Genomic DNA, 26576 nt, shown 5'->3' with positions numbered 1-26576 from the left:
CAAGATGCCCGCCAGTCGTACCAACCGCGGAAATCGTCTCCGCGCGCAGTTCGTCGGCAAGCTGCCGCAACTGGGCCACCGGGAGTCTGCGAAGATCCGCAGGATTATGTACCGTATCGAGCAACGGCGTTTCTGGAACGTCAGACATCGCGCGAGCTTAGCCGAGCGTTAAACTCGTGTCGATTGCCGCAGAGCAACCTGCACAGCTTCTTGACGCGCCCTGCATAGCGCTACGACATAGCGCGATGACCAGCCCCTCCCCCCATTTCTCGCACCGTATCGCCACGACCGAAGACATTCCCGCCATCGCCGCGTTGATGGACCGAGCGATCGACTCGCTGCAAAACGCCTTTCTCTCGCCCGAAGAAGTCGCGGCGAGCCGGCTGAGCATGGGGCTCGACACCCAGTTGATCGCCGATGGCACCTATTTCCTGATCGAAGAGAATGGCCAGCCGGCGGGATGCGGTGGCTGGAGCCGCCGGGCGACGCTCTATGGCGGCAACCACAGCACCGAGTTGCGCGACGATCGACTGCTCGACCCGGCCACCGAACCGGCGCGAATCCGTGCAATGTACACCGACCCCGCTTTCGTCCGGCGCGGCGTGGGGCGGCTGATCCTGTCGCTGGCCGAATCCGCCGCCCGTGCGGAAGGTTTTCACCGCGCGGAGATGATGGCGACGCTGGCGGGAGAACCGCTCTATCTGGCGTGCGGCTATCTGCCGATCGAGCGAGTCCCGAAGATGACGAAGGAAGGGCCGCCGGTGCCGGGCGTGCGCATGGGCAAGAGGCTCGGCTGAGCAGCGGGCGGGATAGCGATTCGCCGCGACGATTGGCGTCTTTGCGTGCTGTTTCATGCTGTTATTTCGATGGAATTTTTTCCATGCTGTTAAGTTGGATTTGAGGGCAAAAATTTCGGCCCATTTTCAACAGCTTCAACGCCAATATGCTGTTATTGAATAACAGCATGGAACAGCACGCATAACAGCAAGGAACAGCAGGCCGTTATCGCCGAACAGCATGCACGAGCCGTGGACTATTTTGCCGGTCATGAGAAAGAGCGGGGCAGAATGCCGTCTGGCATCCCGTCCGCCGCCACCTTGTCATGGTCCACAACGATGTTGAATCGACGCCAGGCACTGCCCCTGGCTGTATGTCAGCCCGTTGCGGCGTGATGATTCTGAAATTCGCTCGATCAGGTCCGCGCGAAGCCTTAGTTCGGCGTATCGCAATCGGCACAGGTGCCGCGCACCTCGATCACTGGCCGCACCGGCGAAAAGCCTGTCGCAGCGGCGGCCGAGCGGACGCCCTTGGTGATGTGATCGTCATCGATATGCACCGTCTGCCCGCACGAATCGCAGACCAGGAAGATGCAGTCGTGCAGGCAATCCGGATGTGCATTGGCGACATAGGCGTTGGCGCTTTCGACCCGGCGCGCCAGGTTCGACGCCACGAACAGGTCGAGAATGCGATAGACGCTGTTCGCGGCGACGCGGCGTCCTTCCGCCTTCGACACCGCCTCGGCGATATCATAGGCCGATGCCGGCTTGTCGAAGCTGGCCAGCGCCTTGAAGATCTGCTCGCGCATCGCGGTCCATTGCTCGCCCGATTTCTCAAGCGTCGCCTGTGCTGCCCGGGCGAGATCGGCCCCTTGCGGTTCGTGATGGTGATGATGCGCGGCCATATGCATGAATCTAGGCGTTATAGCCCCAATCGGCAAGGTTAAGGTCAGTTGACCGCACGGCGGTTGAGGTCGTGGCCAAGTGCAAGGATGCCCACGCCGACCAGCGTCCAGATCGTTTCGCCGCCGCTGCCGTCATGCGGCAAGGACATTGCGCCGGCCATGATGCCCAGGCCCATCGATCCGACCGCCGCCGGCATCATATAACCATGGGTCACGATGCCCCGGCCCAGCGCGATGATGCCGAAGCCGATGGCGATCGTCAGACCGACTTCATGGAAGATCGGCGCGAGCAGCAAACCGCCCGCCGTCGACAGAAGCGCGAACAGAACCGCACTGGTCAGGCAGTGCACCATGCATAACCCCGACAGGCCGATCGCCAGGCGATCCGCATGCGACTCGATCCAGCCGAGATAGCGGGGGTGAACATGTTCCGACATTGCGACGGCTTATGTGGCACAAACCATCAAGAGTTACAATATATCATCGACGAATATTCGTTCCGAAACGGACATTAATCATCTGTCGGTCTGCAATCGACGCGCCGCCCGTTTCCCGCTAGGCGCTCGGCATGCTGGAAGTGTCCTCAAGCGTCTACCCCGCGCGTCCCCGCACGCTGTCGATCTGGCTGTTCGCGGTCGCCGCGCTGATCGTGCTGATGGTGATGGTCGGCGGGATCACCCGGCTGACCGAATCCGGCCTGTCGATCACGCAGTGGAAGCCGATCAGCGGCATCATTCCGCCGCTGACTCACGATCAATGGATGGCGGAGTTCGCCAATTACCAGCGCATCCCGGAATATCAGTTGCTCAACAAGGGCATGACGCTTGCTGGGTTCAAGGCGATCTTCTTCTGGGAATATCTCCACCGCCTGCTTGGCCGCCTGATCGGCATGGCGTTCGCGCTGCCGCTGATCTGGTTCGCGATCCGCAAGCGCATCCCGGCCGGCTATGGCTGGCGCCTGTCCGCCTTGCTTGCGCTGGGCGGCCTGCAGGGCGCGATCGGCTGGTGGATGGTCGCGTCGGGCCTGTCGGTGCGCACCGATGTCAGTCATATCCGTCTCGCCGTGCATCTGGTGACCGCCCTGGTGATCCTGTCCGGCATCATCTGGACCGCGATGGACCTTCGCGCGGTCGCCCGGCATCGGCTCAGCACCCCGGCGCGCCTCGTGCCGATCGCGGCGGCGGCACTGCTCCTGCTGTTCATCCAGATCATATTCGGCGCGTTCACCGCCGGGCTGGACGCCGGCTATGCCTTTGCCAGCTGGCCGCTGATGGGCGACACGCTGTTTCCGGCGGGCGTGCCGATGACCAGCCCCGCCTGGGCCAACGCGGTCGACAACCCGGTGGTCGTGCAGTTCATCCATCGCTGGTTCGCCTTTGTCGCCGCTTCCGGCTTGCTTGTCCTGGCCTGGCGCGCGGCGAGTGCGGGCGCCAGGCGTTCGGCCTATGCCGTGATCGCGCTGGTCGTGTTCCAGATCCTGCTCGGCATCTTCACCTTGCTCAGTGGCGTCCAGATCGACATCGCCGTCGCGCATCAGGTCAATGCCGCGCTGCTGCTGATCGCCGCCACCTCGGCGGCGCATGCGATCGGCAAACGCGCATTATAAGGACCAGCCACTGTCCGGTATCATAATACCCGTCAGGAAACCCGCGGATCGCTTGACTTTCGCACCCCTTCCGATCATTAGCCGCCTCAATCGCGCCGCTCCTCATCGGGCGGCGCGTTCCGTTTCAACATAAAAGGTCCTGGCCCCATGAAGGCGCTGATGAAGACCACCAAGTCGGCCAAGCCGCACGAAGTGGAAAAGAAGTGGCATATCGTCGATGCCGACGGCCTGGTGGTCGGTCGCGCAGCATCGATTATCGCCAATGTCCTGCGCGGCAAGCACAAGCCGAGCTTCACCCCGCACGTCGATTGCGGTGACAATGTCATCGTCATCAACGCCGACAAGATCCGCTTCACGGGCAACAAGCTCAAGGACAAGATCTATTACCGCCACACCGGCTATGCCGGCGGCATCAAGGGCGTCGCGGCGGGCAAGATCCTCGAGGGTCGTTTCCCCGAGCGGATCATCGAAAAGGCCGTGGAGCGCATGATTCCGCGCGGCCCGCTCGGTCGTCAGCAGATGCGCAACCTGCGCGTCTTCGCTGGTGCAGAGCATCCGCACGCAGCACAGAATCCCGAGGTTCTCGACATCGGCTCGATGAACCGCAAGAACAAGGTGGGCAACTAATGTCCGACAATCGCCAGTCTCTTTCCGATCTCGCCGGCCTGACCAACCAGCCGGCCCCGGTCGCATCGTCGGCCCCGGTTCTTGCCGGTGACGAATATGCGCCGGCTGCTCCGGTCGTCGTGCGTGAGCCGATGCCGCTGCGCGAGCAGATCCTCGACAAGCAGGGCCGCGCTTATGCGACCGGCCGCCGCAAGGATGCCGTTGCACGCGTCTGGATCAAGCCGGGTTCGGGCAAGATCACCATCAACGGCCGCGACCAGGAAGTGTATTTCGCACGTCCGACGCTGCGCCTCGTGATCAACCAGCCGTTCGGCGTGACCGAGCGTGACGGTGCCTATGACGTCGTCTGCACCGTCAAGGGCGGTGGCCTTTCGGGCCAGGCCGGCGCGGTCAAGCACGGCATCAGCCAGGCGCTGACCAAGTTCGAGCCAATCCTGCGCGCGCCCGTCAAGGCCGCCGGCTTCCTGACCCGCGACAGCCGCACGGTCGAGCGCAAGAAGTACGGCAAGGCCAAGGCCCGCCGCAGCTTCCAGTTCTCGAAGCGCTAAGCTTTCTCGACATCAAACGCGAAGGGGCGGTCCGGCAACGGGCCGCCCTTTTTCGTTGCGCGGGATTGGGCTAGGTCAGGGCATGAGCTCAGCCCCAACGACGGTCGCCCTGGATTCGATCAGCGAACGGATACTCGCCTTCATCGAAGACGTCGGCATCCCGACCGCGATCGCGCCGATCGACGAGGCGACCTTCATGCCGGGCATGACGATCCGCGACGGCGTGCTGATCGTCGACCCGGCCCAGTTGATCTGGCCCGGAGACCTGCTGCACGAAGCGGGGCATATCGCCGTGACCGAGCCGGGGAAGCGACCGACCCTGCACATGGTCAACCCCGACCCGGGCGAGGAGATGTCGGCGATGTGCTGGTCTTTCGCCGCGGCGCTGGCGCTGGACCTTGATCCCGATGTGGTATTTCATGACGGCGGTTATCAGGGCGGCGGTCGCCATCTGGCCGGCGTCTATGGTGGGGGCGCCTATATCGGCCTGCCGATGTTGCAATATTACGGCATGGCGCTCGATGCCCGCAGCGCCGCGGAACAGGGCACATTGCCCTTTCCCCATATGCAGCGCTGGCTGCGCTGAGAAAGGGCGGGATCATGCCGTCGACTGTCCTGCAGATCACGCCGTTCATGCACGCACCGGACGTCGACGCCGCAATCGCCTTCTTCACCGACATACTCGGTTTCACCTGCCCATATCGGGTCGCGGATTATGGCTATGTCGAGCTGGAAGGAGCTGGCCTGCGCATTCTGCAGAACCATGGCGAGGACGGCGCACCACCAGGCAATCGCCGTTTCTCCTATTATATCGACGTTTGCGACGTCGACGCGACCTATCGGGTGCTGAAACCGAAGCTTGATACGCTGCCGGCGGGCGACGTGTTCGGCCCGGTCGATCAGCATTATCACCAACGCGAATTCATGGTGCTCGCGCCGGACGGCAATCTGGTCGTGTTCGGGCAGGCGATCGCATCTGGCAAGGACACCGCACGATCCGACTAGCCGCAGGGGAATGGCTGCGCTGTCAGTACAGCAGTCTCGCCTCGACAAACGGCCGGGTGGATATCGCCGCCCGCTTCACTGTCCTGCCAACGATCTCATCAAGCGCCTGTTCGATGCGCGGATAACGGAACCGGAAGCCGTGGAAGATCGCCTTCACCGGCAGCACCTTCTGCCCGCCAAGCAGCAATTCGTCGGCAAGATCGCCAAGCATGAGACGGAGCGGTAGCGCAGGAAGCGGCAGGATCGCCGGGCGATGCAGCGCCTGGCCAAGCGCGATCGCAAAGGCGCGACTGCTCACTGGATTGGGCGCCGCCGCGTTGAGCGCGCCGGTGAACTCCCCATCGGCCGCCGCAGCGACGATCAGCCGGACCAGATCGTCGCGATGGATCCAGCTCATCATCTGGCGGCCCTTGCCCACCGGACCGCCAAGACCGGCTTCGAAGATCGGCAACAGGCTCGCCAGCATCCCGCCGCTATTGCCGAGCACCAGCCCGGTGCGGAGCAGGACGGTGCGGATGCCGAGCGCCTCGGCGCGCCGCGCCTCCGCTTCCCACCGTGCGCAAAGTTCGGCGGCAAAGCCCCTGCCCCGCGCGACGCCCTCGTCGATCGCGCCGCTATCGTCGATCCCGTAAAAGCCGATCGCGGAGCCGCTGATCAGGACGTCGGGGCGATGGTCGAGCCGTGCCAGCAGCGTCAGCAAGGCGCCGGTTACCGCGAGCCTGGAACCGATCAACAACGCGCGACGCCCTGCCGTCCAGCGCCCCGCCGCGATCGGCTCCCCGGCCAGATTGATCACGACATCGCAGAGAAAATCGTCGGGCAACCTGGTGAGATCGGTGACGATCCGTATCGGCGTGGCCAGCCCAAGCGCACGGCGCGGATCGCGAGTCAGCACAGTGACATCATGCCCCGCCGCAACCAGAGCCGCGATCAGCCGGGCCCCGACAAAGCCGGTGCCGCCGGTGACCAGTACCGCCTTGCGCGCGCCAAGAGCGGCGGCGAGCTCGCCCGCCGGCGTTGCGTCGAGCTGGTGGTTGCGCGCCGCCGCAACCAGGTCGCGAACGCCGCTCACCACCACGCCGAGCGCCGCGACCGTCAGCAGCAGAGAAACCATGCCATGGTTCTGCATGATGAGCCCGGTCGGCTGAACCGCGCCGGTCAGAAGTGTCGGTGCGAGCATCGCCAGCAGCACGCCGTAATTGAGCGTCAGCAAAGTGTGCGTCACGCGCTCGCTGGCCGGCAGTGCCCGGACCCGGTCTTCCTCGACAAAATCCCATAGGGTGATACCGAGTTCGACCGACAGCGCGCCGATCAGCAGCAGCGCCGCCAGCCCATGCGGCTCGGTCCAGCCGAGCATCAGGAACACCAGCGCATAGATCATGTTGCGCGCGCCGTGCAGGCGCAGTTCGGTCGCCTGCCCGGGCTTCCACGCCAGGCGCTGAGTCAGTTCATGATGATAGACGGTATCGAACCCGCCCATCGCGACTTGCGCGAGCAGCAGGATGACGAACAGCGGATCGTTCATCGCATCTCTCCTGGACGATATTCGGTGAACTGGCAGGTCTGGCGGATCATTGCCCCGAACCAGGGATGATCGAGCGCCAAAGTGAAGGCGAACCAGCCATGGTCGCAATCGATATGGCCGATGCGCAGCCGCCCCGGCGCGAGCCATTTCGGCAGGCGCAGCCGGAGTGGCCCGGCGCGCCAGAAATAATGATCGCTGTCGAAATAGAGGATTTCCGCCTCGACCTTGAGCACCAGCGCGATGCCGAAGCCCATGCCGAGATATTCCTCGAGTCCGGTCGGCCCGGCAAAGCGCTTGGAGCTGTGAATGATCTGGGGAAAGCCGCTGCGGCGGCAATATTGCCGCGTCCAGAACTGGCCGCTGCCCGCCGCATCCTCGGTCACGCAGACCGCCGCGGCGACGCCGGTGTCGGTGGTCAGTGGCAAGGGGCCCCCGACCAGCCGGCAGAGATTGGCGAGGATCCGCCCGGCCAGGTTCATGTCGCACGCACTGACTTCGCCGACATAGTTGATCGTCTGCGTGGCAAGCGCCTTGCGTCCAAAGCGCGCGCGGACGCTTGGCGGGAGGGATGCCCAGGCATGATCGCCCAGCATCTGGCGAAAGCGCGGGTCGACCACCGTCGTGTTGCGCGGCGCCGGGTGGCGGAGCAGCGCTGCTGCGGGCATCGCGGCCAGGCTTGCCATTTCTTCCTCCTGTTCCGATATTTCTGTTTTAACAGAAACTACAGATCGAAGAGGGAGTCAAGCATCAGGACGACGCCGGCCGGCATATCGGTTTCATTTGTCCGCAAACTAGTTATGAATCCGACCGATTCTCGCTGGGGGCTCTGGCGGGAAGCATGAAGGGGGATTGCATGAATAAGGTATTTGTGGCCGTCACGGCCATGGTCGCGCTCGGCTGCGCGACGTCGCCGGCACTGGCGAAGAAGAAAGAAAAAGTGAGCGCCGTTCCGGTCGAGGCTCCGTACGAACCGATCAAGCCGGTCCTCGCATCATTCCCGGTCGGCGTGTCGTCCGCCGTTCCATCGATCAGCGCGAACGGGGCATTGCTGCCGACCAATACCGAGATCGTGGTCCGGATGAATTCGGAGCTCAATTCGAAGCAAGCCAAGGAAGGCAGCGCGTTCACCATGACCGTTGCCTATGATGTGATGCTCGGCAACATGGTCGTTATTCCGCGGGGTGCTCCAGCCAGCGGCGTGGTGACCTGGCGAACCGGCAAGGGCGCATTCGGGAAATCGGCCAAGATGACCTATGAGATTCGCAGCCTCGACCTTGGTGGCCAGCGCGTGCCGCTGTCGGGCAAGTTCCGGCAGGAAGGCAGGGGCAATACCGGCGCCGCCGTCGGTGCCGTGGTCGCCGTCGGCGTGTTCGGCGCCTTCGTCACCGGCAAGAGCGCCATCGTCGAACAAGGTCGCGAACTGAAGGTCTATACGACCGCTGCCATTCCGGTCGTATTGCCTCAGGGAGCGCCGGCGGCCGTTTCAGCGCCGGTTGAGGCTCCAGTGTCTCCGGTGCCGATCGCTCCGGCAACTCCGGTTCCGGCAACGACGCCGACGTCTACCCAATAATCGTTGCGAAAGGCGGGCGCTGCTCAAGGACAAAAGCGGCGCCCGTCCGCGACTGCACTAAACCACCCGCTCCCTGGGCAACACCGCATCCGGCTCCGGCCCCAGCGTGCGCAGTTTCACATCGAACCGCCCATTCTCGACGCGAACCTCGTTGAACGACGGCGGCGTGTCACGGAGCCGTTCCGACAGCGTGCCCGCGCCGATCATCCGGACCTTCCGGCCCTCGACCTCATGCGCGATGTCGAACGGATCATGGACGTGGCCGCTCAGCACCGCCGCCACCCCTGCCCGCGCCAGGGCCGCAAATGCCGCGGCCCCGCCGCGCGTCGCCGATGTCGCGCTGGTGCGCGGCTCGATCAGCGGATGGTGACAGGCAATGAACACCAATGTCCCCGCCGGCGCCGACTCCGCCAGCACCAGCGCCTCCTGCAGCGACCGGCGGCTGACCAGGCCCTTCGACCAGTTGAGCCGCCACTGGAAGCGCGCGGTGGTGATCAGCGGCACGATCATGATTCCGGGCAGATCGAGCGGCTGTTCAATCATCCGCTCGACCGCCTCATAACGGCGATAAGGTCGGAAGAAGCGCGCGATCGGGTTGAAATAGGGCAGGTCGTGATTGCCCACCTCGACCGTGGTCGGCACGCCGAGCCCTTGCAGCCAGGCGAGACCGGCGGCGAATTCGCGGTGCCGCGCGCGCATCGTCAAATCGCCGGTCATGATCACGGCATCGGGCTGTTCCCGGTGAACGAGGCGCTCGAACCAGGCGATCGCGGCGCGATCCTCCCGTCCGAAATGCACGTCGCTGACGTGGAACAGCCGGATCATAAGGCGTCCACCGTCTTCAGAAACTGTCGTTCGGTCATTCCACCGGTAATCGGGATGCCGGGTTCGAGCATCACCGGCTCACCATCGAACAAGGCCAGTGCCGGCTTGCGTCCGGCAACGCGGATCACGGTCGCGCGAACCTGCGTGACGGCGGCGGCCGCGACCCAGTCGCCGGTGAGCCATTCCCAGCCAAGCGCGGCGATCGAGCTGAAATCACGCGCATCGACCGCGGCGACATCGAGATGGTCGGCCTCGGGGCGCACGAACACCGCCTGCGCGCGCTCGCGCAAACCCCGCACGCCCTCCAGCTTGATGCCGTGCGAGAACGTGCGGCGCCATGCCATCAGCATCGCCCGGCCCAGCCCGCGCATCTTGCCCGCCCTGACCATCTCTCGCGCGCGGACCCAACTCGCGGCGGGACCGAGGATCAGCCCGACCAGCGCGCGGCGCGTGCCTGCCTCGACAAAGGGTAAGGCGATCTTCTCCCCGCCCTCATGCGCGGCATGGATGATCGCGGCGGGATCGGCATTGCCGTGCAGGGCCTTGGCAAGCAGGTTCATCGTGCCGCCCGGCAGCAACAGGATCGCCCCGTCCCAATCGGCCAGTGCGCAGACCGCCGCATTGATCGTCCCGTCGCCGGCGAACAGCACCACGGTATCGACCTTCGCCGCATCGAGCGATTGCGGCGTCGGCAGCGCCGCGTCGGGAAAGCCGGTTCGCCCGACCAGGCTCAGCCCGCATTCCGCGAACACCGCCTCGATTGCCGTGCATTTCTCGGGCGTCGCGGAGCCGGACGATGGATTGGTGATGAACCACAGGTTTTTCATTGCGACCCCGAACGCATCACCAGCGCTAAAGTCTCGTCACCCTGAACTTGTTTCAGCGTCCGAACTTAGGCGTGCCCCCCGGCCAGCCGAAGACCTGTGCGATGAACACGGTCTCGTTCGAACGCTGAAACAAGTTCAGGGTCACGATAATGGGTGGACCCTCAGTTCGCCCAATAGACATACTCCTGACCTGGCTTCCACGGCGCGTTGATCGGCACGTCGATACGCACCGGCCCTTCGATCAGCCCGGGCCAGAGCGGCTTCGCCATCCCCGCATTGTGCCGTTCGATCATCGCCCGCATCGCCGTGACGCGCTGCGGCTCGCGCGCGGCAAGATCGAGCTTCTCGGTCGGATCGGTCGCCAGGTCGAACAGCCACACCTTGTCGGGCCGCTTCGACACCTGCAGTTTCCAGTCGCCCTGCCGCACCGCGCGGTAATCGCCCGAGCGCCAGAACAGCGCGTCGCGCTTCGGCGGCGGGCCAAGCAGATCGAACCCGTCCATCGGCCGGTCGCTCGGCACTTTCGCCCCCGCCGCCGCCGCGATCGTCGCGAAAATGTCGAGATGATCCGCAATCACCGGCGTTGTCGCCGGTGCGATATGGCCCGGCCAGCGCATCATCATCGGAATGCGGATGCCCCCTTCGAAAAAAGTCGCCTTCCACCCGCGATACGGCGCGTTGAGATCGGGAATGCCGGTATACCACGCCCCGCCATTGTCGCTGGTGAAGATTACCAGCGTATTGTCGTCGAGGTTCAGCGCCTTCAGCTTGGCCATCACATCGCCGATACGCCGGTCCATCTGCCGGATCATCGCACCATAGACGCGCTGCGTATGATCCCTGATCTGCGGCAGGGCGTCATAGTCCTGCTTCAGCGCCTGAAGCGGCGTGTGTGGCGCATTATAGGCGAGGTAGAGGAAGAAAGGCCGGTTGCGGTTCGCCTCGATCGCCTTCAGCGCATTATCGGTGAAATAATCGGTGGCGTGCCCGACCGGCCTGAAGCGCTGATCGTCGCCCCAATAGACCGCATAAGGCAGATTGGGCCACAGGAAGCGATCGATCGGGTCGAACGGCAGTTTGGCATTCACCACATTCGGATCGTCCGGCGGCATGTACATGCCACCGCCGGCGCGGAAGCCCAGACTCTCGTCGAACCCCTGCCCCGTCGGCCGCAGCGCCTTGGCCTCGCCCAGATGCCATTTGCCGATATGCATGGTGTGATAGCCACGCGTTTTCAGCACCTCGGCGATGGTGATCTCGCTCGCCGGCACGCCCATCTCGGGATAATCGAGCAGATCGTGATCGAGCTCGCGGTGATAGATGATCGGATAGGGCGACGGCCCGCCCGAATGTGCGAGATTGGCGGCAAAGCTTGGCGGCACCGCAGTATATTCGAAACCATAGCGCGTCGGATAACGCCCGGTCATCAGCGCGGCACGCGACGGTGAACAGGTCGCATTGGCGGCATAGGCGGTGGTGAAGTTCAGCCCCTGATGCGCGATCGCGTCGATGTTCGGCGTCGGCACCGCGCCATTGGCGACACCGCGTCCGTACAGGCTGATATCGTTCATACCGAGATCGTCGGCGAGGATCAGGATGATGTTGGGCGGCCGCTTGCCCGCCGGTGCGGTTGCCGGACCTTGCGCCCAGACGATCGGATGATTGTCGAGGATCGGCTCGCGCCACTGGCCGATGATGCCGGGCAGATAGATTTTGTAATGCTGGAACAGGGCATAGCCGCCCGCCGCGATCAACGCGGCGATGGCGAGCGCGGCGACGCCGCGCTTCACGCGCCGGCTTGCGGCTGGCATCATCTTCCCTCCCCTTCTATGATGCGACATTGCCACCAATCTATTGGCGCGTATAGTGCCATTTTATCACAGAGCCGGAGTTCGATCTTACGCATGGCAACGCCCCCGGCACCCGGCCCCAAATCCCGCTCGGCCACCCAATCGATCGCCCAATCAATCGATGGCCGGCGCGAGCGCAGCGTATCAAGCCGCGCGAAGATCGTCGCGGCGATGCTCGACCTGGTCGGCGGCGGCGACGTGCAGCCCAGCGCGGCACGCGTCGCGGAGGCGGCCGGCGTGGGCCTGCGCACCGTCTTTCGTCATTTCGACGACATGGATTCGCTTTACCGCGAAATGTCCGAAGCGATCGAGGCGCGCGTCCTGCCGGTCATGCTCAGACCCTTCACCACGACGCAGTGGCGCGATCAGATGCGCGAGCTGGCGCTACGGCGCAGCGAAGTATTCGAAGCGATCCTGCCTTATCGCATCACCGCCAGCCTGAAGCGTTTCCAGTCGACTTTCCTGATGCAGGATTACCGCCGCATGCTGCGCATGGAGCGCAGTTCGATCGAAGCGATCCTGCCGCCCGCGGTGCTCGCCGATCCGGTCCAGGCCAATACGCTGCTGTTGTCGCTCAGCTTCCAGTGCTGGCGCGTGCTGCGGCACGATCAGGAACTCGGCGTGGCGGAGGCGCGTGCGGTGTTCCTGCGGCTGGTCGATGCCGTTCTGGCGCAAAGCGACGATTGATCGAGGCGCTACGATGGACATCCGATTCTGCGGCAATGACGAGCGCGCCAATCCCTCGGGTGGACTGTGCGACGAATATCGGCTGAGCGGGATCACCGACTTCACCGACCTGATCGCGGCATATCGTCGGATCGCCGCCGACCATCCGGGATTCCGGCCGTTGCTCACGCTCGATGACTTTCCCCAGGCCTGCTACACCTCCGGGCATATCCGCGAAGTCCTCGATCTGAACGATACAACTGGCATCGACCTCAGCGACCTGCCGCCGCAATGTTTCGAAAATGGCGAGCATATCGGGTATCTCTCCACCAAGGCCGAATTTCCGATCCGCGCGCGCAATTTTGCGAAGGCAGTGGCCGGCAGCTCGTTCGCCGATGCCTGTGACCACGGCCTGACGCTCGATGAGGAAGGCTGGACTGAATGGACCGAGTTTCAGGACGGTCCACTATCCCTGCTCGACCAGCCCTTGTCGGCCCTGCTTGCCCCGGTCGAGCATGGCCATGACGCACTTGCCGCCTTTCCCAACGGCTATTTCGTGTGCGACCTCCGGCCGGCGCTGACCAACGCGGTAGCGCGCCATTTCTGGCAAACGCATGGCTATGACCTGATCGGTGTCGGCGCGTCCTATCTCGGTTTCTTGCGGGCAGAGCCACCCGATGCAATGGAGGCAGGCGCGATCGCCGCCGATTTCTGCGCCCTGTACACGATGAGCGCGCAGACCGCTCGGCTGCGGCATGTGACGCGAGCCATCACCGGGCGGCATCATCTCTGGCTGCGTTATACGGAGTGACGTCGGCAATCTGGTCATTTCGCGTCATCGCGACACTGGCGATCATGTTGCTCGCCGCATGCGACCGGGCGCCCGATACCGTCGCCCCCGCACATTGTGCCGACCCCGTTCCGTCAATGCGCTGGATCGTCGGCGGCAGCTTCGTGATGGGCGAAGACGCGCGCTATCCCGAGGAAGGCCCGCCGCGCACCATCACCGTCCCGGGTTTCTGGATCGACACGCACGAACTGACCAATGCCGAATTCGCCAAATTCGTGCAGGCGACCGGATACCGCACCCTGGCCGAGCGCGATCCACCGGTGCTGCCCGGCGCTCCGCCGGAGATGGGCGTGCCTGGATCGGCGGTGTTCACTGTGCCGAGCCAGGAGGATCCGCGCTGGTGGCGCTGGGTGGTCGGCGCACAGTGGCGCCATCCTTCCGGCCCGAGCGAATCGATTGCGGGCCATGCCGCCGATCCGGTCGTCCAGATCGCCTATGACGATGCCGCCGCCTATGCGCGCTGGGCGGGCAAGGAATTGCCGACCGAAGCGCAATGGGAATATGCCGCGCGCGGCGGGCAAAGGGCCTTGCCCGAACCCGTGGCGGCCGACGGCAAGCCTACCGCCAATTACTATCAGGGCGTCTTTCCGCAGCGCGATCTCGGTACCGACGGGTATAAGGGCCGTGCGCCGGTCGGCTGTTTTCCCGCCAATGGCTATGGCCTGCATGACATGATCGGCAATGTCTGGGAATGGACTCGCGATCCTGCCGGTCCCGCGCCCGACATGCATGTCATCAAGGGCGGTTCCTATCTCTGCGCGAGCAATTATTGCGCGCGCTATCGCCCCGCCGCGCGTCAGTTCCAGGAACGCGGCCTCGGCACCGATCATATCGGTTTCCGCCTGGTCGATAATCGCAAACCGCCACCGCCGGCCCGTTGACGCTTCTTCGAACATATGGCATTTATAGTGCCAATAGATTGAGGAGAGTGACGTGCTGGTATTGAGAACACCCGACGAGCGCTTCGCCGACCTGCCAGGCTATCCCTTTACCCCAAATTATCGGACGGTCGTCGATGCCGACGGCACCGGGCTGCGTATCCACTATGTCGATGAAGGTCCCGCCGACGCCGCCCCGATCCTGCTGATGCATGGCGAGCCGAGCTGGTCCTATCTCTACCGCAATTTCATCCCGACCCTCGCCTCCAGGGGCCATCGCGTCATTGCGCCCGACCTGGTGGGCTTCGGCAGATCGGACAAGCCGGTCGCGCTCGACGGTTATAGTTATGAACGTCATGTCGCCTGGATGAGCGCCTGGCTCGAAGCGCTGAATCTGACCGGCATCACCTTGTTCTGCCAGGACTGGGGCGGGCTGATCGGCCTCAGGCTGGTTGCCGCCTTCCCCGACCGCTTCGCGCGCGTCATCGTAGGCAATACCGGCCTGCCCACCGGCGCGGGCTTCTCCGAGGCGTTCGAGGCATGGCGCCAGTTCAGCCAGAAGGTCGATCCCTTCCCTACCGGCTTCATCGTGAACGGCGGTGTGGTGCGCGATCTGAGTACGGCGGAAATGGCCGCCTATGACGCACCCTATCCCGACGAAAGCTACAAGTCCGGCGCGCGCATCTTCCCAACCCTGGTGCCGGTCAAACCCGACCAGGCTTCGGTCACGGAGAATCTCGCCGCCTGGAAAGTGCTTGAGCAATTCGAAAAGCCCGTCCTGACCTGTTTCAGCGACAAGGACCCGGTGACCGCGGGTGGCGCGAAGCCGTTCCTCGAACGCGTGCCGGGCAGCAAGGGCCAGCCGCATGTGACGATCGAGAATGCCGGCCATTTCCTGCAGGAAGACGCGCCCGAGCAGCTCTGTGCGATCATCGATTCCTTCGTGCGTTCCTGAGGAGTCGCCATGAATGTTACCAATGCGGTGCTCCCGTCGTCCGATCAGTTGCAGCAGTTCTTCGATACGACCGAGGATGGCCCGTTCGTGATGATCAACTTGCTGAAGTTCAGGGAGAAGGCCGATTATCCCGATGGCAGCCCCGATGGCGGCGATGCGCATCTTTCTGGCGCGGAGGCCTATGCGCGCTACGGCAAGGCGGTCGGCGCGCATGTCGAGGCGGTCGGCGGCAAGATGGGCTATGCCGGCCGCATCACTGGGCTGATGATCGGCGAGGTCGAGCAATTGTGGGACATGGTCGCGCTCGCGCAATATCCCTCGCTGACGGCAATGCAGGCGATGATCACGAACCCCGACTACCAGGCGATCGCGCGCCATCGCGAGGCAGGGCTTGCCGGACAGCTCAACATCAAGACCCGGGGCGCTGCCCTGTGACGCTTGGCTATGATCTCTACTGGTCGTTCCGCTCGCCTTATTCCTATCTGGTCACGCAGCGGCTGGTCGGGCTGGAACGCGACCATGACGTCGCCTGCACCGTCCGCGTGGTCTATCCGATTGCCGTCCGCCAGCCGGATTTCTTCGCCAAGTCCGATCCCTTGTGGTTCAGTTATTTCATGCGCGACATGCTGCGCAGCGCCGAATTCGCCGGGCTGCCGATCCGTTGGCCAGTGCCCGATCCAGTGCTGATGGACCGGGCGACGGGCACCTATCCCCGGGACCAGCCGCATATCCACCGCCTCACCCGGCTCGGCCAGGCGGCGACCGAACGCGGCCACGGCCTGCGCTTCATCGATCAGGTCAGCCGGATCATCTGGGACGGCACGATCGACAATTGGCATGAGGGCGACCACCTCGCTCGCGCCGCCGACCGCGCCGGGCTCGATCTGGCCGAACTGGATGCCGCAGTCGCCGCCGACCCGGACCGTTTCGACCGCACGATCGAGGCGTCGCAGGAAGCGCAGCGCGCCGGCGGACATTACGGCGTGCCGCTAATGGTGTTCGATGGCGAACCATTTTTCGGCCAGGACCGCTTCGAGCAGATGAAATGGCGCATGGGACAGAAGGGACTCATGGCACGGTAGGTCTCACACCGGGCTCGCGATCAATCTTGCAGCTCGTAGTACAGGATAACAGGCCTCGGCGTTCGCTAGCCGTGGAGCACCACCGGCATGGGGAGATCACTTTCCCCGTTCGTGCTGAGCTTGTCGAAGCATCGCCCTTCTTCTCCCGCATCGGAAAGAGAAGAGCAGCCCCTCGACAAGCTCAGGGCGAACGGAAGGGAGTGGATCAACGCAGCTCGAAATCATTCTAAAACTGCTCACCCTCCGGATCAAAAGCCTGATTCCGTAACCAGCGACCGCTCAGCCGCGCACCGGAACAAGGGCCCTGCTGAGTCATCACCACGGCATCGACGGCGAACGCCAGCTCGAGACGACAGGCGCCGCTCCCCTCGCCAACCAACGGAAAGACCACCATCGTCTGACCCGCCGCCACCGGCACCGGCTTGCCCTCCTCGGTAAAGACCTGCACCGCATTGGGGTCGGCCAGCGCAACGCCGAGTTCCAACCCGGCCGGGCGCGGCGTGACCCTGAGCATGTCCTTGCCGCGATAATACATGCCACTGAGCCGAAAACCGGGGCTTTTGAGGATCGCGATCCGGTCGGCGTAGAGGCCGCGCAGGCAGGACAAGCGTTGCGCGTCATCCTCGCAATAAACTCCGCCCGTCCCCGTCCCCGCCGGCAACAGCGTGCGTTCGCCCATCCAGCCGCGTTGAGTGAGCTTCACATAGGCAGCAATCCGGCCGTCCCAGAGCTTGAGCGCCTCGCGTTATGCGGCGGCCAGGCGTTCATCGAGGCGCGACAGTTGCGGATCGGAGCAGACGAGCTTCTCGACTCTGGTCGAGGCCTTGGCGCAATCGAAGCTCGCTGCGCCGGCCGGCGCGGTGCCGATGAGGAGCACTAGACCCAACAGCATGGCGACATAGCGAAGCATGGCTGACCCCCGTCGTAGCGCGCCCCATCTATCGCGAAACGCCCGCGCCCGCAATCGAGCGGACGGCCTGGCCGGGCCTAAGCCAGCTCGCTCAGTACCGCCCCGACCGCCGTGTCGAAATGCGCCTCCATCGCCGCGGCGGCGGCATCCGGATCGCGATCGGCGATCGCGACGGCGATGGCGCGATGGCGTTCGATCATCAGCCCGCGATGCTCGATCGAGACGCGGGTGCGCCACGCGGCGGGCACCGCGACCTGCATCAACGGCGCGAAGGACTGGACAATATGCACGAACAGCGCGTTGCGCCCGGCGCGGGCGATGCGGTCGTGGAATTCGATATCGTAGCGCGTGATGTCCGCCATACCCACAGTGTCGCCGGCCATCGCTTCGGCCAGCTCAGTGATGCGTGCGGCGTCCTCGGCGCTGCGATTGGCGGCGGCCAGCGCGGCGGTGCGCACCTCAAGCGTGCGGCGCACGTCCCAGATCTCCGGTACCGTCACCTGGTCGGTGCTGATCGCATGGCTGAGCGAGGTCGCCATGACGGATCCATCCATTGCTCCGACCCGCGCGCGGCGGCCATTGCCGACATCGAGCAGCCTGAGCGCTGCGAGCGCTCCGAACGCCTCGCGCATCACGGCGCGGCTGACCCCCAATTGTTCGGCGAACTGCCCCTCGCCCGGCAATGTATCGCCGACGCGCAGCTTGCGGTCGACGATATGGGCATTGACCGCATCCATCGCGCGGCGGACCAGCGATCCGCCGCCATCGGTCATCGTGTCGGACACGTTATCCTCCCAAAACTCCAGTGCCTCAGGATCTGGTCCCGGGCGCCTCAGGCCGCGAGCGTACGGCCGCGATACTCGCTGGGTGACACGCCGAAGCGGCGACCAAAGGCGCGCGCAAAACTGGCATTGTTGAGATAGCCGCTTTCATAACCGATCCTCGACACCGGCAAGTCGGTCGACAACAAGCGACGGCTGGCCTCGGCAAGGCGGCGTTCGGCCAGCGCCTCGGCAACCGTACAATGATAGAGTTCGCGAAAACCCCGGGTCAGCTTGGCGCGGTTGATGCCGCAGGCGCGCGCCAGCCCATCGAGCGTCAGCTTCTCCGACCAGCGTTCGTCGATGATGCGCCGCGCATCGACCAACCGGTGGCTGTCGGCGAGCGAGAGGACGCCGTCGGCCGCGACCGGGATCAACTCTGCGGCGGCGAGCAGGCGGCCGGTCTCGCACAGCAATTCGATGCTCTTGCCAGTGCGATAGGCCTCGCAGAAAGTGCCCGCGGGATAATCGCGCAACGCCAGGCCGATCGCACGCTGATCCGAGGTCAGGTGATAGCGTCGGCCATCTTCGGTCGCCGCATCCCAGCCGAAAAGACGGCCCAGCACTTCATGCGTCACGACGAACGAGATGCTGGACGGACCTTCGATCGCCTCGCCAAGCGCTTCGGCGGCGGCATCATGCGCAATGCGCAGTGTGGCGGGAGCGCCGACACCACCGAAATTATACACCAGCAGGGCGGAGTCGGCGGGAAGAACGACGCCCTCCATGCAACCGGTACCGATCAGCGTGGTCATTTCGGGAGCGACGACCACCGCCTGGATCGGTGTTTGCTTCGGCAAGGCTTCCATGGCGCTCTCCCTTCGACTCTCGCAGGCCGTCGACGGGCCATAACCCTTCACGATGCCATTGCAATACCTATCCGATAGCTTGTCCCGGAACGGCCATAAATGACGCGCAGAACCCGAACCGTCGCCAGTCAGTCCTTCGGTTTGAGGAAGTGTGCGAGAGCGGCGCGGCTGTCGCGCCGTGCCGCCCCACCAACGCGAGTGTCGGGCAGGATGTCGAAACCGTGAAAGCCGCCGGGATAGACGTGCAACTCGGTCGGCACGCCGGCGCGCATCAGGCGACGGGCATATTCCAGATCTTCTTCGAGGAAGAGATCAAGCCCACCGGTGCTGATAAAGGTCGGTGGCAGACCAGACAGGTTTTCCGCGCGAGCAGCGGCGGCATAGGGCGAGACGTCCTCCCCGCCCGGCTCGCGGCCAAGCAGCGAGGCCCAGCCGAAATGGTTGTTATGCGCGTGCCAGATGAATTCGCCGGCAACCGGATGCGGATCGGCAATGGTGCAGCTGCGGTCGTCGATCATCGGGTAGATGAGATGCTGGAAGGCAAGCGCATATTCGCCGCGATCGCGCGCGAGCAGCGCCAGCGCCGCCGCGAGCCCGCCGCCCGCGCTTTCACCCATCACGCCGATCCGCGTCGTATCGATGCCGATCGCTCCGGCATTGGCGAAAATCCAGGCGAGGCCGGCATAACAATCCTCGATCGCGCCGGGAAAGATCGTCTCCGGCGCGAGGCGGTAATCGACCGATACCAGGACGCAATCGAGTTCGGCGGCCATCGGACGATGGACCGCCTCCAGCCCCTTCGCCGCGCCGCCGATATAACCGCCGCCATGGATATGGTAGATACAAGGAAGCGGTCCGGTTGAATCGATCGGCTTGTAGATGTGCAGACCGATTTCAGGTGCGCCTTCCGGCCCGGGAACGTCCAGCTTCTCCAGCGTCGTCCGGCTGGTGTCGATTGCCGGCAGCGGCAATTCGCGCTTGCGCAGCGCGTCAAGGTTTTCGGCGGTGACCGTCATTGTCGGCCACACCTGAAGGAGCGGGCGGAGTTCAGGGTCGACGAGGTGCAGCGTGTCCATCAGGCTCTCTCCAAAACCATCTCCCTTATCCCGTTCGCCCTGAGTTTGTCGAAGCACGAACGGTAAGAGGACACCCGCTATATCCGTGTCGGTTTATCGCGCGTCCATCTTTCCCAGTTGAGCGGGTTCAGGGGGATCGACCGGGCGGTGGTACGGAAAAAGGACAAGGACGATGTGCCCCTGGGGCTGCCCCGCCCGAAATCCATCGACAGCCCTCTTGCACCCGCGTAGATTTCCCCGGGGGACGCGGCATGGGGGAACAAGCATGACAACGGGTCGCATGGCGTGTGTTGCGGCGGCATTGTTTGGCCTGGCCGCGGCATCGGCAGCGAGCGCCCAGAGCGCGGGTCAGTCGCTTTCGCAGGATGATCTGACCGCGCTCGGATTCAAGCCGACGACCGAGCAGATCAGCGCGGATTCCTACGTCCAGTTGCGCGTCGCGGCCTATATTCCGAACAGCCTGAACCAGGTGACGCTCGATCGCTGTCCCAAGGATCAGCTCTGGGGGTTCAACCTCAAGAAGATCGCCCGGGGCGACACGCATCAGACGCTCGGGCTCAGGATCGATTTGCCCAATGCCCCGTCGGTCACGCTCGACCCGCTCGATTTCAGCCGCAAGAGCGGCGGCCTGTTCCAGGCCGATAGCTGCACATTGACGGTCGATGCGGTGCGATACCGGTCGCCACTCTATTTCGTGCGCCGGTCGCCCAACCGGCAATTCGTCGTCTCTCCCACTCTCGCCAGCTCGAATGCGCTCAGCCAGAGCGTGCGCAGCGGACTGCAATCGGTGGTCGGATTGCTGACGTCGGTTTCCGGCGTGCCCGCCGTCGCCGCGGCACCCTATCTCGCCACGATCAAGACGACGCTCGACGGCGCCGATGTGTCGAGCGACCAGACGTTCGTCAGCCGTTTCGAGATTGAGCCGGGCCCGGTGGAGAAGGAGTTTCGCTGGGTGATCCCGGGCGCGATCACTGGCGTGGGCCGGAATGCCGCCGCGCTCGACATCGTGCTGATCGCTCAGGTCGTGCCGGTGGCGACGATCATTCCCGCCCCCACCGGCAATGTCTGGACCACCGGAACGGTGCTCAACAGCGCGTTCAATTTCGCCGGCACCGACGATGCCACACTGGGCAGCTACCTGACGAGCTACGCCTCGACGGAAATCATCAACTACACCAATGCCAATTCGGCCGAAGCGGCGGAGCTGGCCTGCGGCAGTCTGGCGCAGAAGATCGATACCGTCGGCCTGTCGGATCGCGACGGTGCGCTGGCGTTATGGGCGCAAGTCCAGCGCCGCGTGTCGCTGGGCAAGGCCGAACGGGCCGAGGTCGACAATATGGCATGCATGGAAACCGCCTGGGCCAGCCTTGCGCCGCTGGGGATCGCCCGCACGCCGAAGACCCCGCCTCCCCCGCCACCGCCAGTGACCAGGGCGCCAACCGTCATGCAGATGAAGGCGGCGACCGACATCGATCAGGTCCTGCCGCTCACCTTTACCTCGGCGGCGTGGAGCGACCAGAAACCCTATGCGCAGCGGTTGTTCGCCTATCCACTGACGCTCAATGACGCGTCCGCCCTGATGACCCGGGGAAGCGGCACGATCACCAGCGTCGATGGCTGGCTGATCAACGAATTCGACCGCGACCGGCCGCTGCTGAACAAGATCGGCTGCTTTGCCTATTTCGACATCGCTGCCGACAAGACCGGCTATGCCGCCGGTCAGGGCAGCCGGTCGCTGGTGCTGGCGGTCGGCGAACTGGGTGGCGGTACCAACAAGGGCAAGGAAGTCGCGCTCCAGCTGAGTTTCGGCGCGGTAACCACCGATGGCGGGGCGCAAGTCGAGCAAATCGACGTACTACCCGATCTGTCGACGGCGGCGCGATCGGCAATGCGGCTCGCCACGGGATCATCGTCTCAGTGCCGCAGCGGCTACGCGCCGAACTTGTTGTTCGGGTCGCCGTAACCGCGCATCAGCGCTGCGCCATCTGCACGTCGCGATTATCGGCCGACCAACCTTTGCGCTCCAGCCGGGTCCAGGCCTTGTGCAAGCGCGCATGGCCCATGCCGAGGCCAAGGCCCGCGGTGGTTTCTTCCCAGCCATTCGCGACGGCGACCAGCCGGACCACCATTGGTCCAGGCGGCAAATCCTCCGCCCAGCCGGTGATGGCATGGGCATTGAACAGAGCGAGCAGCGCGGTGGTCAGCGCGATGACGCTCGCGGTCCAGCGCAATGTCGCGACGCCATCATCGGCGTCGTTGTCGGCATCCGGGGTCAGATCGGTGGGGAATTCATAACTGTCCATCGCAAGCGGCCTTCAAAAGCGGAAATAGATGAAGGGAGCGATCCCTTCGTAGCGCATCGCGTCGACCACCAGCATCAGCAGCGCGAACCCCGCCGCGACCATCGGCGCGGGCAAGCTGCGAATACGCTGTGCGGCGCGAGTCATTGCGTCCCATGAAAGGGCATGGATCGCGAGGCCGAACAGGATCAGCAGCAGCACCAGCGGCGTGACCGTCGTCGCGGCGCCCGGCGCGGGCACGAAGATGCCGCCGAGATAGGCCAGCGCATCGCCGAAGCTCGCCGCGCGGAAGAAGATCCAGCCAAGCACCACGACATGGAAAGTCAGCGCGATCCTTGCCCAGCGCGGCAGCACCAGGTCACGGGTCAGGCGCGCGCGCGACCAGAGCCGTTCGACAACGAGCGCCGCGCCGTGCAGCCCGCCCCAGATGACGAAAGTCCAGCTCGCGCCGTGCCAGAGCCCACCGAGCAGCATGGTGATCATCAGGTTGCGATAGACCCGGAACCGGCCGCCCTTGTTGCCGCCGAGCGCGTCGATATAGAGGTAATCGCGCAGCCAGCGTGACAGGCTGATGTGCCAGCGACGCCAGAATTCCTGCAGCGATTCCGAACGATAAGGCCGGTCGAAATTGCGCGGGAAGCGATAGCCGAGCAATGCGGCGATGCCGATCGCCATGTCGGAATAGGCCGAGAAATCGCAATAGATCTGCACCGCATAGCCATAAGAGGCGAGGATCAGGTCAAGCGACGAATGGAGCTGCGGCGCGGTGAATACCGGGTCGACGAATTGCGTCGCGATTTCCGATGCGATCACCGCTTTCTTGAACAGGCCCCACACGATCAGCAACAGGCCCATCGAGACCATGCCGCGGTTGATGCGCGGCACTTGCTGGAATTGCGGCACCAGGTCGGCGGCACGGACGATCGGTCCGGCGACGAGGTGCGGGAAGAAGGACATGAGCAGCAGGATGTCGAGCAGCCGCGCCGGCGGTACCCGGCCCTTCGACACGTCGACGACATAGCTGATGCCCTGGAACGTGAAGAAGGAAATGCCGACCGGCAGGATCACCTGCATCAGCGCGGGGTCCTGTGCGATGCCCGACAAGGCGAGCAGCCCGCCGGCCTGTTCGGCGAAGAAATCGAAATATTTGAAGAAGCCGAGCGTTGCGAGATTGACGACGACGCCGGCGATCAGCAGCGCCTTGCGACGGTGTGGATCGTCGCTGCGCGCGATCAGCGCGGCGGTGCCCCAGTTGATCACCGCCGAGACGATGAGCAGCGGCACGAAGCGCCAGTCCCATGCGCCATAGAACACCCAGCTGGCGACCAGCAGCAGCAATTTGCGCCAGTCGTTGGAGCGGAACGACCACGCGCCGACGAAAACGATCAGAAAGAACAGGCCGAAGCTGAGCGTGGGGAAAAGCATCTCACTGACCCTCCATCGCATGGTCGAGATCGTCCTGCAGCAAGCGCGCCAGGATCACGCCGCCAGGGGTGCGAAAATGGACATGGTCGGGGCGCATGCGCGGCGGATCGCTCGCGACCCAGCGTGCTGCCGTACACTGGCCGCCCATACGCGCCTGCCAGTCCCAGAAAGCGATGTCGAGATCGCCCGCGACCTTGCGCTGGACAGCGCGCACGTCCCCCAATGCCGGCGGCGCGAACAGCCCGCCGGAGCAACCGACAAGCACGCCCGGCGCATTAGTGCGCAGCGCCGGATTGCGGCTGAGCGCATCGGGCGCGCCGAGCAGCAGGATCGGGACCGCGCCGGCCAGCGTGCGGATGCGGTCGATCTGCGCACGCAATGTCACTTCGTACGCCGCAGCATCGAACCGTGGCGCAAAGCCTTCATTGGTACCGAAAGCGAGCACGATCAGGTCGGGGGTATAGGCCGTCAGTTCCTCGGCAATCACCGCGTCATCGGTACGGCCGAAATGCATCAGCTGCGCCCCGACCACGCCGAGATTGGATACCGCCACGCCGCCATCGTCATGGAAGGTCGCCCAGGAGGTGATCGTGACCGGGCGGTCGAGCGCAGTGACGCGCAGCACGGACTGGACAGTGGCGGTGCGGATCGTCTGGCACCGCGGGGTTACGATGTCGGCGGCGAAGTCCAGACGCTGTTCGTTGCCGGCGCCGATCCGCACCGCGAGCGTCCCCGCCGTCGGCCCGGCCATCGCGCACAGGATGACCCGGTCGAACGGCATCGCCGGGTCGGCGGTCAGGCCCATGGCCGCACCGGGGCGAAGCGCGGTCAGGCTATAGCTCGCCAGACCAAGCGGCGGGCGGCGTTGGCCTGGACTCTCCGCCGCGCCCTTGCCGAACGTCGCCGCGATGCTCCAGTCCGGCGACATGGCGGCGGTGATGCCCCGGGTGAGATAGCCGTCATAGGGCCGGCCGGGCGGCAAGACTCCCCTGCCCCCATTGCCCCAACGGGCCTGCAGCAAGTCCCGCCAGGCGCCGGTCAGCGCATCGCCGGCGGTATGGCTGTCGCCGATCTGGACGATGTGCACCGGCGGCAGGCCGCGCGCATCGCCCGCCATCGCCAACCTGGCGAAATAAGGCGCGAGCGTGTCGAAATTACAGATCGGGCCAGTGCAGGGCGCGGCGTGCGCGGTTGCCGGCGCCGCGAGCAGCACGAGTGCGGCAAGGGTCTTTCTCACTGGCCGACCGCCGCGACCGGAGCCGTCTTGGCAGCATCGATCTTCCTGGTCGCCTCGACATAGCCGCGGATGCGCTCGCTAAGCCCGTGGGTGATCCATTTATATCCGGTCATCGACATATGGATGCCGTCGCCTTCGCGGACCAGGGTGCGCTTGCCGGTCGCGGGATCGTTCAGATAGGCGGCATATTGCCCCTTCGCGTCCGACGCGACCGGGCGGGTGTCGATGAACGGCACGCCAAGCGCGTCCATGCGCCGGGCGTAGAAATCGTTGATCGCGCCGACATCCTTGTCGAGCCCGGTTTCACGCATGCGCGGCAGGCCGACCCAATAGACCATTGCGTGATGGCGGCGCAGCAATGCGACGAAGCGATCGAGCCTGATGCCGATCTGATCCTGCCATTTGGGCCCCATCAGCGCGGCATATTCGCCCTTGTCGGTGATGATCCCCTGCGCATCGTTCGCGCCGAATGAAATGACCGCGATATCGATCGGCCCTTCGCCGAGTTGTTCGGCGGCGCGGGTTTCGAGATTGAGCCTTTTGTACCGTGTGAACCCGGTCGCGGGCTGGCTGTACTTCAGCACGTCATAACCCGTCTTGCGCGTCAGTTGCTGCTGCAGGCCGAAGGCGACCCCATCGCCAAAACTGTCGCCGAACACGGCGACCCGCACTGGATCGCCCTTCTTCAGCGTACCAAGCAATTGCCGCTGCGCCGGCGCGGCGCATTGCAGCGCCGCCGCAACCTCGGGCGTCCGGTCGATGCCGAGCGGTTTCGCGGCCGTGCATGAGGCGGCGATTACTGTGGATTGGGCGGAGTCGGAGTGCCCGATAAAGGAAAATCCGATCGCTGCACCCGCGCATACGCCGACCAGCAGGACCGCGGAGCGATCCAGTACCATATTTTTAAGCGACATGTTGAACCCGTCTGTTCGAGACAGTGGCTCTTTTACGAGCGAGTTCGAAAACAGTCCAGATTATTTTTCTATCTATATTGACATTTTACTCTGAAATACAAGTATATATAGCAATATTTTGTTAAACATATTGCATGTCTCTCCAGGCTATACAGATGCCATGCGCTTAAACTCGCAGTTATCCTTGAATTTCTGGATAGAAATACAGGATAATATAAACAATCTATACTATATGATCTGATTTCACACAACATGAGCCACCTGCCATCAAATCTCTTCGGAGAAGCCGCAAAGCCGTTTTTCAGGGGCGTTGATCTCGGCTTCGATTCAACAGTGGAACTGTATATCATCCACGACGAACCGTGCCGATCACGCGTCGAACCGTTCACCGAATCTTGGCTCGCCCGACCGCTGGAAAAATTCATGATCCCGACCGCGCGAGTCGCGCTCGCCACCCCTGATCAATGCTGATAGCCCGCGCTGGTGCGCACCATGATCATCGCGACATTTCTGTTGTTCTCGGCGGCGATCGGCATGCCGGGTCGGGCGCAAACACCGCCCGCCGGCGTCGCGACGCCCCCTGCGCCCC

General features: G+C 64.2%; 32 protein-coding genes. 15 read left to right on the top strand and 17 right to left on the bottom strand.

Going from position 1 to position 26576, the window contains the following annotated elements; all coding sequences use genetic code 11:
• Window positions 1-148: 1-deoxy-D-xylulose-5-phosphate synthase N-terminal domain-containing protein (locus OO12_RS27415; protein WP_152616307.1), on the bottom strand; the 148-nt coding region annotated here is incomplete at its 3' end.
• Window positions 149-245: 97 nt separating this feature from the next.
• On the opposite strand from OO12_RS27415, the gene OO12_RS07530 reads away from it, so the two are divergent.
• The gene (locus tag OO12_RS07530; protein ID WP_034158056.1) at window positions 246-797 is read left to right on the top strand and encodes a GNAT family N-acetyltransferase; all 552 of its coding nucleotides are present in this window, start codon (window positions 246-248) and stop codon (window positions 795-797) included.
• Window positions 798-1210: 413 nt separating this feature from the next.
• Here the strand turns inward: OO12_RS07530 and OO12_RS07525 are convergent, their stop codons facing one another.
• Together OO12_RS07525 and OO12_RS07520 are read right to left on the bottom strand one after the other, a co-directional pair.
• Window positions 1211-1681, bottom strand: a complete 471-nt coding sequence (locus tag OO12_RS07525; RefSeq protein WP_200887408.1) for a Fur family transcriptional regulator — start codon at window positions 1679-1681, stop codon at window positions 1211-1213.
• A 44-nt stretch (window positions 1682-1725) separates the two neighbouring features.
• Window positions 1726-2118 (bottom strand): MerC domain-containing protein, encoded by a 393-nt coding sequence (locus OO12_RS07520; protein WP_034158054.1) that lies wholly within the window; start codon window positions 2116-2118, stop codon window positions 1726-1728.
• Window positions 2119-2249: 131 nt separating this feature from the next.
• On the opposite strand from OO12_RS07520, the gene OO12_RS07515 reads away from it, so the two are divergent.
• From OO12_RS07515 to OO12_RS07495, 5 genes are all read left to right on the top strand, one after another.
• Entirely contained in the window at window positions 2250-3287 is a 1038-nt protein-coding gene (locus OO12_RS07515) for a COX15/CtaA family protein (RefSeq protein WP_052215635.1), read from the top strand.
• Window positions 3288-3434: 147 nt separating this feature from the next.
• A complete protein-coding gene (rplM, locus tag OO12_RS07510) occupies window positions 3435-3914 on the top strand; it encodes a 50S ribosomal protein L13 (RefSeq protein WP_034158053.1) in 480 nt (159 codons plus the stop codon).
• Complete coding sequence (gene rpsI, locus OO12_RS07505) at window positions 3914-4462, top strand: 30S ribosomal protein S9 (RefSeq protein ID WP_034158052.1); 549 nt, start codon at window positions 3914-3916, stop codon at window positions 4460-4462. The genes rplM and rpsI overlap by 1 nt, the downstream gene beginning before the upstream one ends.
• Window positions 4463-4544: 82 nt before the next feature.
• On the top strand, window positions 4545-5048 hold the full coding sequence (locus OO12_RS07500) for a hypothetical protein (RefSeq protein ID WP_034158051.1): 504 nt from the start codon (window positions 4545-4547) through the stop codon (window positions 5046-5048).
• A gap of 14 nt (window positions 5049-5062) precedes the next feature.
• Entirely contained in the window at window positions 5063-5467 is a 405-nt protein-coding gene (locus OO12_RS07495; RefSeq protein WP_034158050.1) for a bleomycin resistance protein, read from the top strand.
• A gap of 22 nt (window positions 5468-5489) precedes the next feature.
• Here OO12_RS07495 and OO12_RS07490 read toward each other — a convergent pair whose 3' ends face one another.
• Both OO12_RS07490 and OO12_RS07485 read right to left on the bottom strand, forming a co-directional pair.
• Window positions 5490-6992, bottom strand: a complete 1503-nt coding sequence (locus OO12_RS07490) for a TIGR01777 family oxidoreductase (RefSeq protein WP_034158049.1) — start codon at window positions 6990-6992, stop codon at window positions 5490-5492.
• Window positions 6989-7675, bottom strand: coding sequence for a DUF4166 domain-containing protein (locus OO12_RS07485; RefSeq protein WP_235364706.1), 687 nt, complete (start codon window positions 7673-7675; stop codon window positions 6989-6991). The genes OO12_RS07490 and OO12_RS07485 overlap by 4 nt, the downstream gene beginning before the upstream one ends.
• A gap of 170 nt (window positions 7676-7845) precedes the next feature.
• Between OO12_RS07485 and OO12_RS07480 the strand changes: the two genes are divergently transcribed.
• On the top strand, window positions 7846-8562 hold the full coding sequence (locus OO12_RS07480) for a hypothetical protein (RefSeq protein WP_052215634.1): 717 nt from the start codon (window positions 7846-7848) through the stop codon (window positions 8560-8562).
• Window positions 8563-8619: 57 nt separating this feature from the next.
• On the opposite strand, the gene OO12_RS07475 is transcribed toward OO12_RS07480, so the two are convergent.
• The 3 genes from OO12_RS07475 to OO12_RS07465 all read right to left on the bottom strand — a co-directional run bounded on the left by OO12_RS07475 (window position 8620) and on the right by OO12_RS07465 (window position 12028).
• Window positions 8620-9387 (bottom strand): metallophosphoesterase family protein, encoded by a 768-nt coding sequence (locus tag OO12_RS07475; RefSeq protein WP_034158048.1) that lies wholly within the window; start codon window positions 9385-9387, stop codon window positions 8620-8622.
• Window positions 9384-10214, bottom strand: a complete 831-nt coding sequence (locus OO12_RS07470; protein WP_034158047.1) for a diacylglycerol/lipid kinase family protein — start codon at window positions 10212-10214, stop codon at window positions 9384-9386. Before OO12_RS07470 ends, OO12_RS07475 begins: the two co-directional genes overlap by 4 nt.
• A gap of 161 nt (window positions 10215-10375) precedes the next feature.
• Window positions 10376-12028 (bottom strand): sulfatase-like hydrolase/transferase, encoded by a 1653-nt coding sequence (locus OO12_RS07465; protein WP_235364705.1) that lies wholly within the window; start codon window positions 12026-12028, stop codon window positions 10376-10378.
• Between the two features lie 90 nt (window positions 12029-12118).
• Here OO12_RS07465 and OO12_RS07460 point away from each other — a divergent pair, with 90 nt between their 5' ends.
• The 6 genes from OO12_RS07460 (at window position 12119) to OO12_RS07435 (ending at window position 16495) form a co-directional block, all read left to right on the top strand.
• Entirely contained in the window at window positions 12119-12751 is a 633-nt protein-coding gene (locus tag OO12_RS07460) for a TetR/AcrR family transcriptional regulator (protein ID WP_052215633.1), read from the top strand.
• 13 nt (window positions 12752-12764) lie between these two features.
• Window positions 12765-13541 (top strand): hypothetical protein, encoded by a 777-nt coding sequence (locus OO12_RS07455; RefSeq protein ID WP_034158046.1) that lies wholly within the window; start codon window positions 12765-12767, stop codon window positions 13539-13541.
• Between the two features lie 116 nt (window positions 13542-13657).
• A complete protein-coding gene (locus tag OO12_RS07450; RefSeq protein WP_052215637.1) occupies window positions 13658-14461 on the top strand; it encodes a formylglycine-generating enzyme family protein in 804 nt (267 codons plus the stop codon).
• A gap of 52 nt (window positions 14462-14513) precedes the next feature.
• Window positions 14514-15413, top strand: coding sequence for a haloalkane dehalogenase (locus OO12_RS07445; protein ID WP_034158045.1), 900 nt, complete (start codon window positions 14514-14516; stop codon window positions 15411-15413).
• A 9-nt stretch (window positions 15414-15422) separates the two neighbouring features.
• Window positions 15423-15848: a DUF1330 domain-containing protein gene (locus tag OO12_RS07440; protein ID WP_034158044.1), complete on the top strand. Its 426-nt coding sequence runs from the start codon at window positions 15423-15425 to the stop codon at window positions 15846-15848.
• The gene (locus OO12_RS07435; protein ID WP_034158043.1) at window positions 15845-16495 is read left to right on the top strand and encodes a 2-hydroxychromene-2-carboxylate isomerase; all 651 of its coding nucleotides are present in this window, start codon (window positions 15845-15847) and stop codon (window positions 16493-16495) included. Before OO12_RS07440 ends, OO12_RS07435 begins: the two co-directional genes overlap by 4 nt.
• Before the next feature lie 226 nt (window positions 16496-16721).
• Here the strand turns inward: OO12_RS07435 and OO12_RS07430 are convergent, their stop codons facing one another.
• The 5 genes from OO12_RS07430 to OO12_RS07415 form a co-directional block, all read right to left on the bottom strand.
• On the bottom strand, window positions 16722-17198 hold the full coding sequence (locus OO12_RS07430; protein WP_152616306.1) for a hypothetical protein: 477 nt from the start codon (window positions 17196-17198) through the stop codon (window positions 16722-16724).
• A gap of 42 nt (window positions 17199-17240) precedes the next feature.
• Window positions 17241-17405, bottom strand: a complete 165-nt coding sequence (locus OO12_RS28475) for a hypothetical protein (protein ID WP_160296756.1) — start codon at window positions 17403-17405, stop codon at window positions 17241-17243.
• Between the two features lie 77 nt (window positions 17406-17482).
• Window positions 17483-18190: a FadR/GntR family transcriptional regulator gene (locus tag OO12_RS07425; protein WP_034158041.1), complete on the bottom strand. Its 708-nt coding sequence runs from the start codon at window positions 18188-18190 to the stop codon at window positions 17483-17485.
• A 47-nt stretch (window positions 18191-18237) separates the two neighbouring features.
• Window positions 18238-19035 (bottom strand): helix-turn-helix transcriptional regulator, encoded by a 798-nt coding sequence (locus OO12_RS07420; RefSeq protein ID WP_052215632.1) that lies wholly within the window; start codon window positions 19033-19035, stop codon window positions 18238-18240.
• A gap of 128 nt (window positions 19036-19163) precedes the next feature.
• A complete protein-coding gene (locus OO12_RS07415; protein ID WP_034158040.1) occupies window positions 19164-20111 on the bottom strand; it encodes an alpha/beta hydrolase in 948 nt (315 codons plus the stop codon).
• 265 nt (window positions 20112-20376) lie between these two features.
• Between OO12_RS07415 and OO12_RS07410 the strand changes: the two genes are divergently transcribed.
• Window positions 20377-22074 (top strand): hypothetical protein, encoded by a 1698-nt coding sequence (locus OO12_RS07410; RefSeq protein WP_034158039.1) that lies wholly within the window; start codon window positions 20377-20379, stop codon window positions 22072-22074.
• Window positions 22075-22081: 7 nt separating this feature from the next.
• On the opposite strand, the gene OO12_RS26770 is transcribed toward OO12_RS07410, so the two are convergent.
• The 4 genes from OO12_RS26770 to OO12_RS07390 are packed head-to-tail and all read right to left on the bottom strand — an operon-like array spanning window position 22082 to window position 25972.
• Window positions 22082-22414, bottom strand: coding sequence for a hypothetical protein (locus OO12_RS26770; protein ID WP_052215631.1), 333 nt, complete (start codon window positions 22412-22414; stop codon window positions 22082-22084).
• A gap of 12 nt (window positions 22415-22426) precedes the next feature.
• Window positions 22427-23836 carry an MBOAT family O-acyltransferase gene (locus OO12_RS07400; protein ID WP_034158038.1) on the bottom strand — a complete coding sequence of 470 codons (1410 nt, stop codon included), beginning with the start codon at window positions 23834-23836 and terminating at the stop codon, window positions 22427-22429.
• A gap of 1 nt (window position 23837) precedes the next feature.
• Entirely contained in the window at window positions 23838-25073 is a 1236-nt protein-coding gene (locus tag OO12_RS07395) for a GDSL-type esterase/lipase family protein (protein WP_034158037.1), read from the bottom strand.
• Window positions 25070-25972: an SGNH/GDSL hydrolase family protein gene (locus tag OO12_RS07390; RefSeq protein WP_082006398.1), complete on the bottom strand. Its 903-nt coding sequence runs from the start codon at window positions 25970-25972 to the stop codon at window positions 25070-25072. The genes OO12_RS07395 and OO12_RS07390 overlap by 4 nt, the downstream gene beginning before the upstream one ends.
• Window positions 25973-26239: 267 nt before the next feature.
• Here OO12_RS07390 and OO12_RS28470 point away from each other — a divergent pair, with 267 nt between their 5' ends.
• Window positions 26240-26458: a hypothetical protein gene (locus OO12_RS28470; protein WP_034158036.1), complete on the top strand. Its 219-nt coding sequence runs from the start codon at window positions 26240-26242 to the stop codon at window positions 26456-26458.
• Window positions 26459-26576: the final 118 nt, after the last annotated feature.

It is taken from the genome of Sphingomonas sp. ERG5 (assembly GCF_000803065.1).
Taxonomy (GTDB): Bacteria; Pseudomonadota; Alphaproteobacteria; order Sphingomonadales; family Sphingomonadaceae; genus Sphingomonas.
Note: the sequence above shows the minus strand (reverse complement) of the source record. Positions and strands in the feature narration are given on the sequence as shown.

Excerpts from the sequence above, each read along its gene's own strand:
- OO12_RS07530 (WP_034158056.1), top strand. The coding sequence starts at position 246 with ATGACCAGCCCCTCCCCCCATTTCTCGCACCGTATCGCCACGACCGAA.
- OO12_RS07525 (WP_200887408.1), bottom strand. The coding sequence starts at position 1,681 with ATGGCCGCGCATCATCACCATCACGAACCGCAAGGGGCCGATCTCGCC.
- OO12_RS07520 (WP_034158054.1), bottom strand. The coding sequence starts at position 2,118 with ATGTCGGAACATGTTCACCCCCGCTATCTCGGCTGGATCGAGTCGCAT.
- OO12_RS07515 (WP_052215635.1), top strand. The coding sequence starts at position 2,250 with ATGCTGGAAGTGTCCTCAAGCGTCTACCCCGCGCGTCCCCGCACGCTG.
- rplM (WP_034158053.1), top strand. The coding sequence starts at position 3,435 with ATGAAGGCGCTGATGAAGACCACCAAGTCGGCCAAGCCGCACGAAGTG.
- rpsI (WP_034158052.1), top strand. The coding sequence starts at position 3,914 with ATGTCCGACAATCGCCAGTCTCTTTCCGATCTCGCCGGCCTGACCAAC.
- OO12_RS07500 (WP_034158051.1), top strand. The coding sequence starts at position 4,545 with ATGAGCTCAGCCCCAACGACGGTCGCCCTGGATTCGATCAGCGAACGG.
- OO12_RS07495 (WP_034158050.1), top strand. The coding sequence starts at position 5,063 with ATGCCGTCGACTGTCCTGCAGATCACGCCGTTCATGCACGCACCGGAC.
- OO12_RS07490 (WP_034158049.1), bottom strand. The coding sequence starts at position 6,992 with ATGAACGATCCGCTGTTCGTCATCCTGCTGCTCGCGCAAGTCGCGATG.
- OO12_RS07485 (WP_235364706.1), bottom strand. The coding sequence starts at position 7,675 with ATGGCAAGCCTGGCCGCGATGCCCGCAGCAGCGCTGCTCCGCCACCCG.
- OO12_RS07480 (WP_052215634.1), top strand. The coding sequence starts at position 7,846 with ATGAATAAGGTATTTGTGGCCGTCACGGCCATGGTCGCGCTCGGCTGC.
- OO12_RS07475 (WP_034158048.1), bottom strand. The coding sequence starts at position 9,387 with ATGATCCGGCTGTTCCACGTCAGCGACGTGCATTTCGGACGGGAGGAT.
- OO12_RS07470 (WP_034158047.1), bottom strand. The coding sequence starts at position 10,214 with ATGAAAAACCTGTGGTTCATCACCAATCCATCGTCCGGCTCCGCGACG.
- OO12_RS07465 (WP_235364705.1), bottom strand. The coding sequence starts at position 12,028 with ATGATGCCAGCCGCAAGCCGGCGCGTGAAGCGCGGCGTCGCCGCGCTC.
- OO12_RS07460 (WP_052215633.1), top strand. The coding sequence starts at position 12,119 with ATGGCAACGCCCCCGGCACCCGGCCCCAAATCCCGCTCGGCCACCCAA.
- OO12_RS07455 (WP_034158046.1), top strand. The coding sequence starts at position 12,765 with ATGGACATCCGATTCTGCGGCAATGACGAGCGCGCCAATCCCTCGGGT.
- OO12_RS07450 (WP_052215637.1), top strand. The coding sequence starts at position 13,658 with ATGCGCTGGATCGTCGGCGGCAGCTTCGTGATGGGCGAAGACGCGCGC.
- OO12_RS07440 (WP_034158044.1), top strand. The coding sequence starts at position 15,423 with ATGAATGTTACCAATGCGGTGCTCCCGTCGTCCGATCAGTTGCAGCAG.
- OO12_RS28475 (WP_160296756.1), bottom strand. The coding sequence starts at position 17,405 with ATGCTTCGCTATGTCGCCATGCTGTTGGGTCTAGTGCTCCTCATCGGC.
- OO12_RS07420 (WP_052215632.1), bottom strand. The coding sequence starts at position 19,035 with ATGGAAGCCTTGCCGAAGCAAACACCGATCCAGGCGGTGGTCGTCGCT.
- OO12_RS07415 (WP_034158040.1), bottom strand. The coding sequence starts at position 20,111 with ATGGACACGCTGCACCTCGTCGACCCTGAACTCCGCCCGCTCCTTCAG.
- OO12_RS07410 (WP_034158039.1), top strand. The coding sequence starts at position 20,377 with ATGACAACGGGTCGCATGGCGTGTGTTGCGGCGGCATTGTTTGGCCTG.
- OO12_RS26770 (WP_052215631.1), bottom strand. The coding sequence starts at position 22,414 with ATGGACAGTTATGAATTCCCCACCGATCTGACCCCGGATGCCGACAAC.
- OO12_RS07400 (WP_034158038.1), bottom strand. The coding sequence starts at position 23,836 with ATGCTTTTCCCCACGCTCAGCTTCGGCCTGTTCTTTCTGATCGTTTTC.
- OO12_RS07390 (WP_082006398.1), bottom strand. The coding sequence starts at position 25,972 with ATGGTACTGGATCGCTCCGCGGTCCTGCTGGTCGGCGTATGCGCGGGT.
- OO12_RS28470 (WP_034158036.1), top strand. The coding sequence starts at position 26,240 with ATGAGCCACCTGCCATCAAATCTCTTCGGAGAAGCCGCAAAGCCGTTT.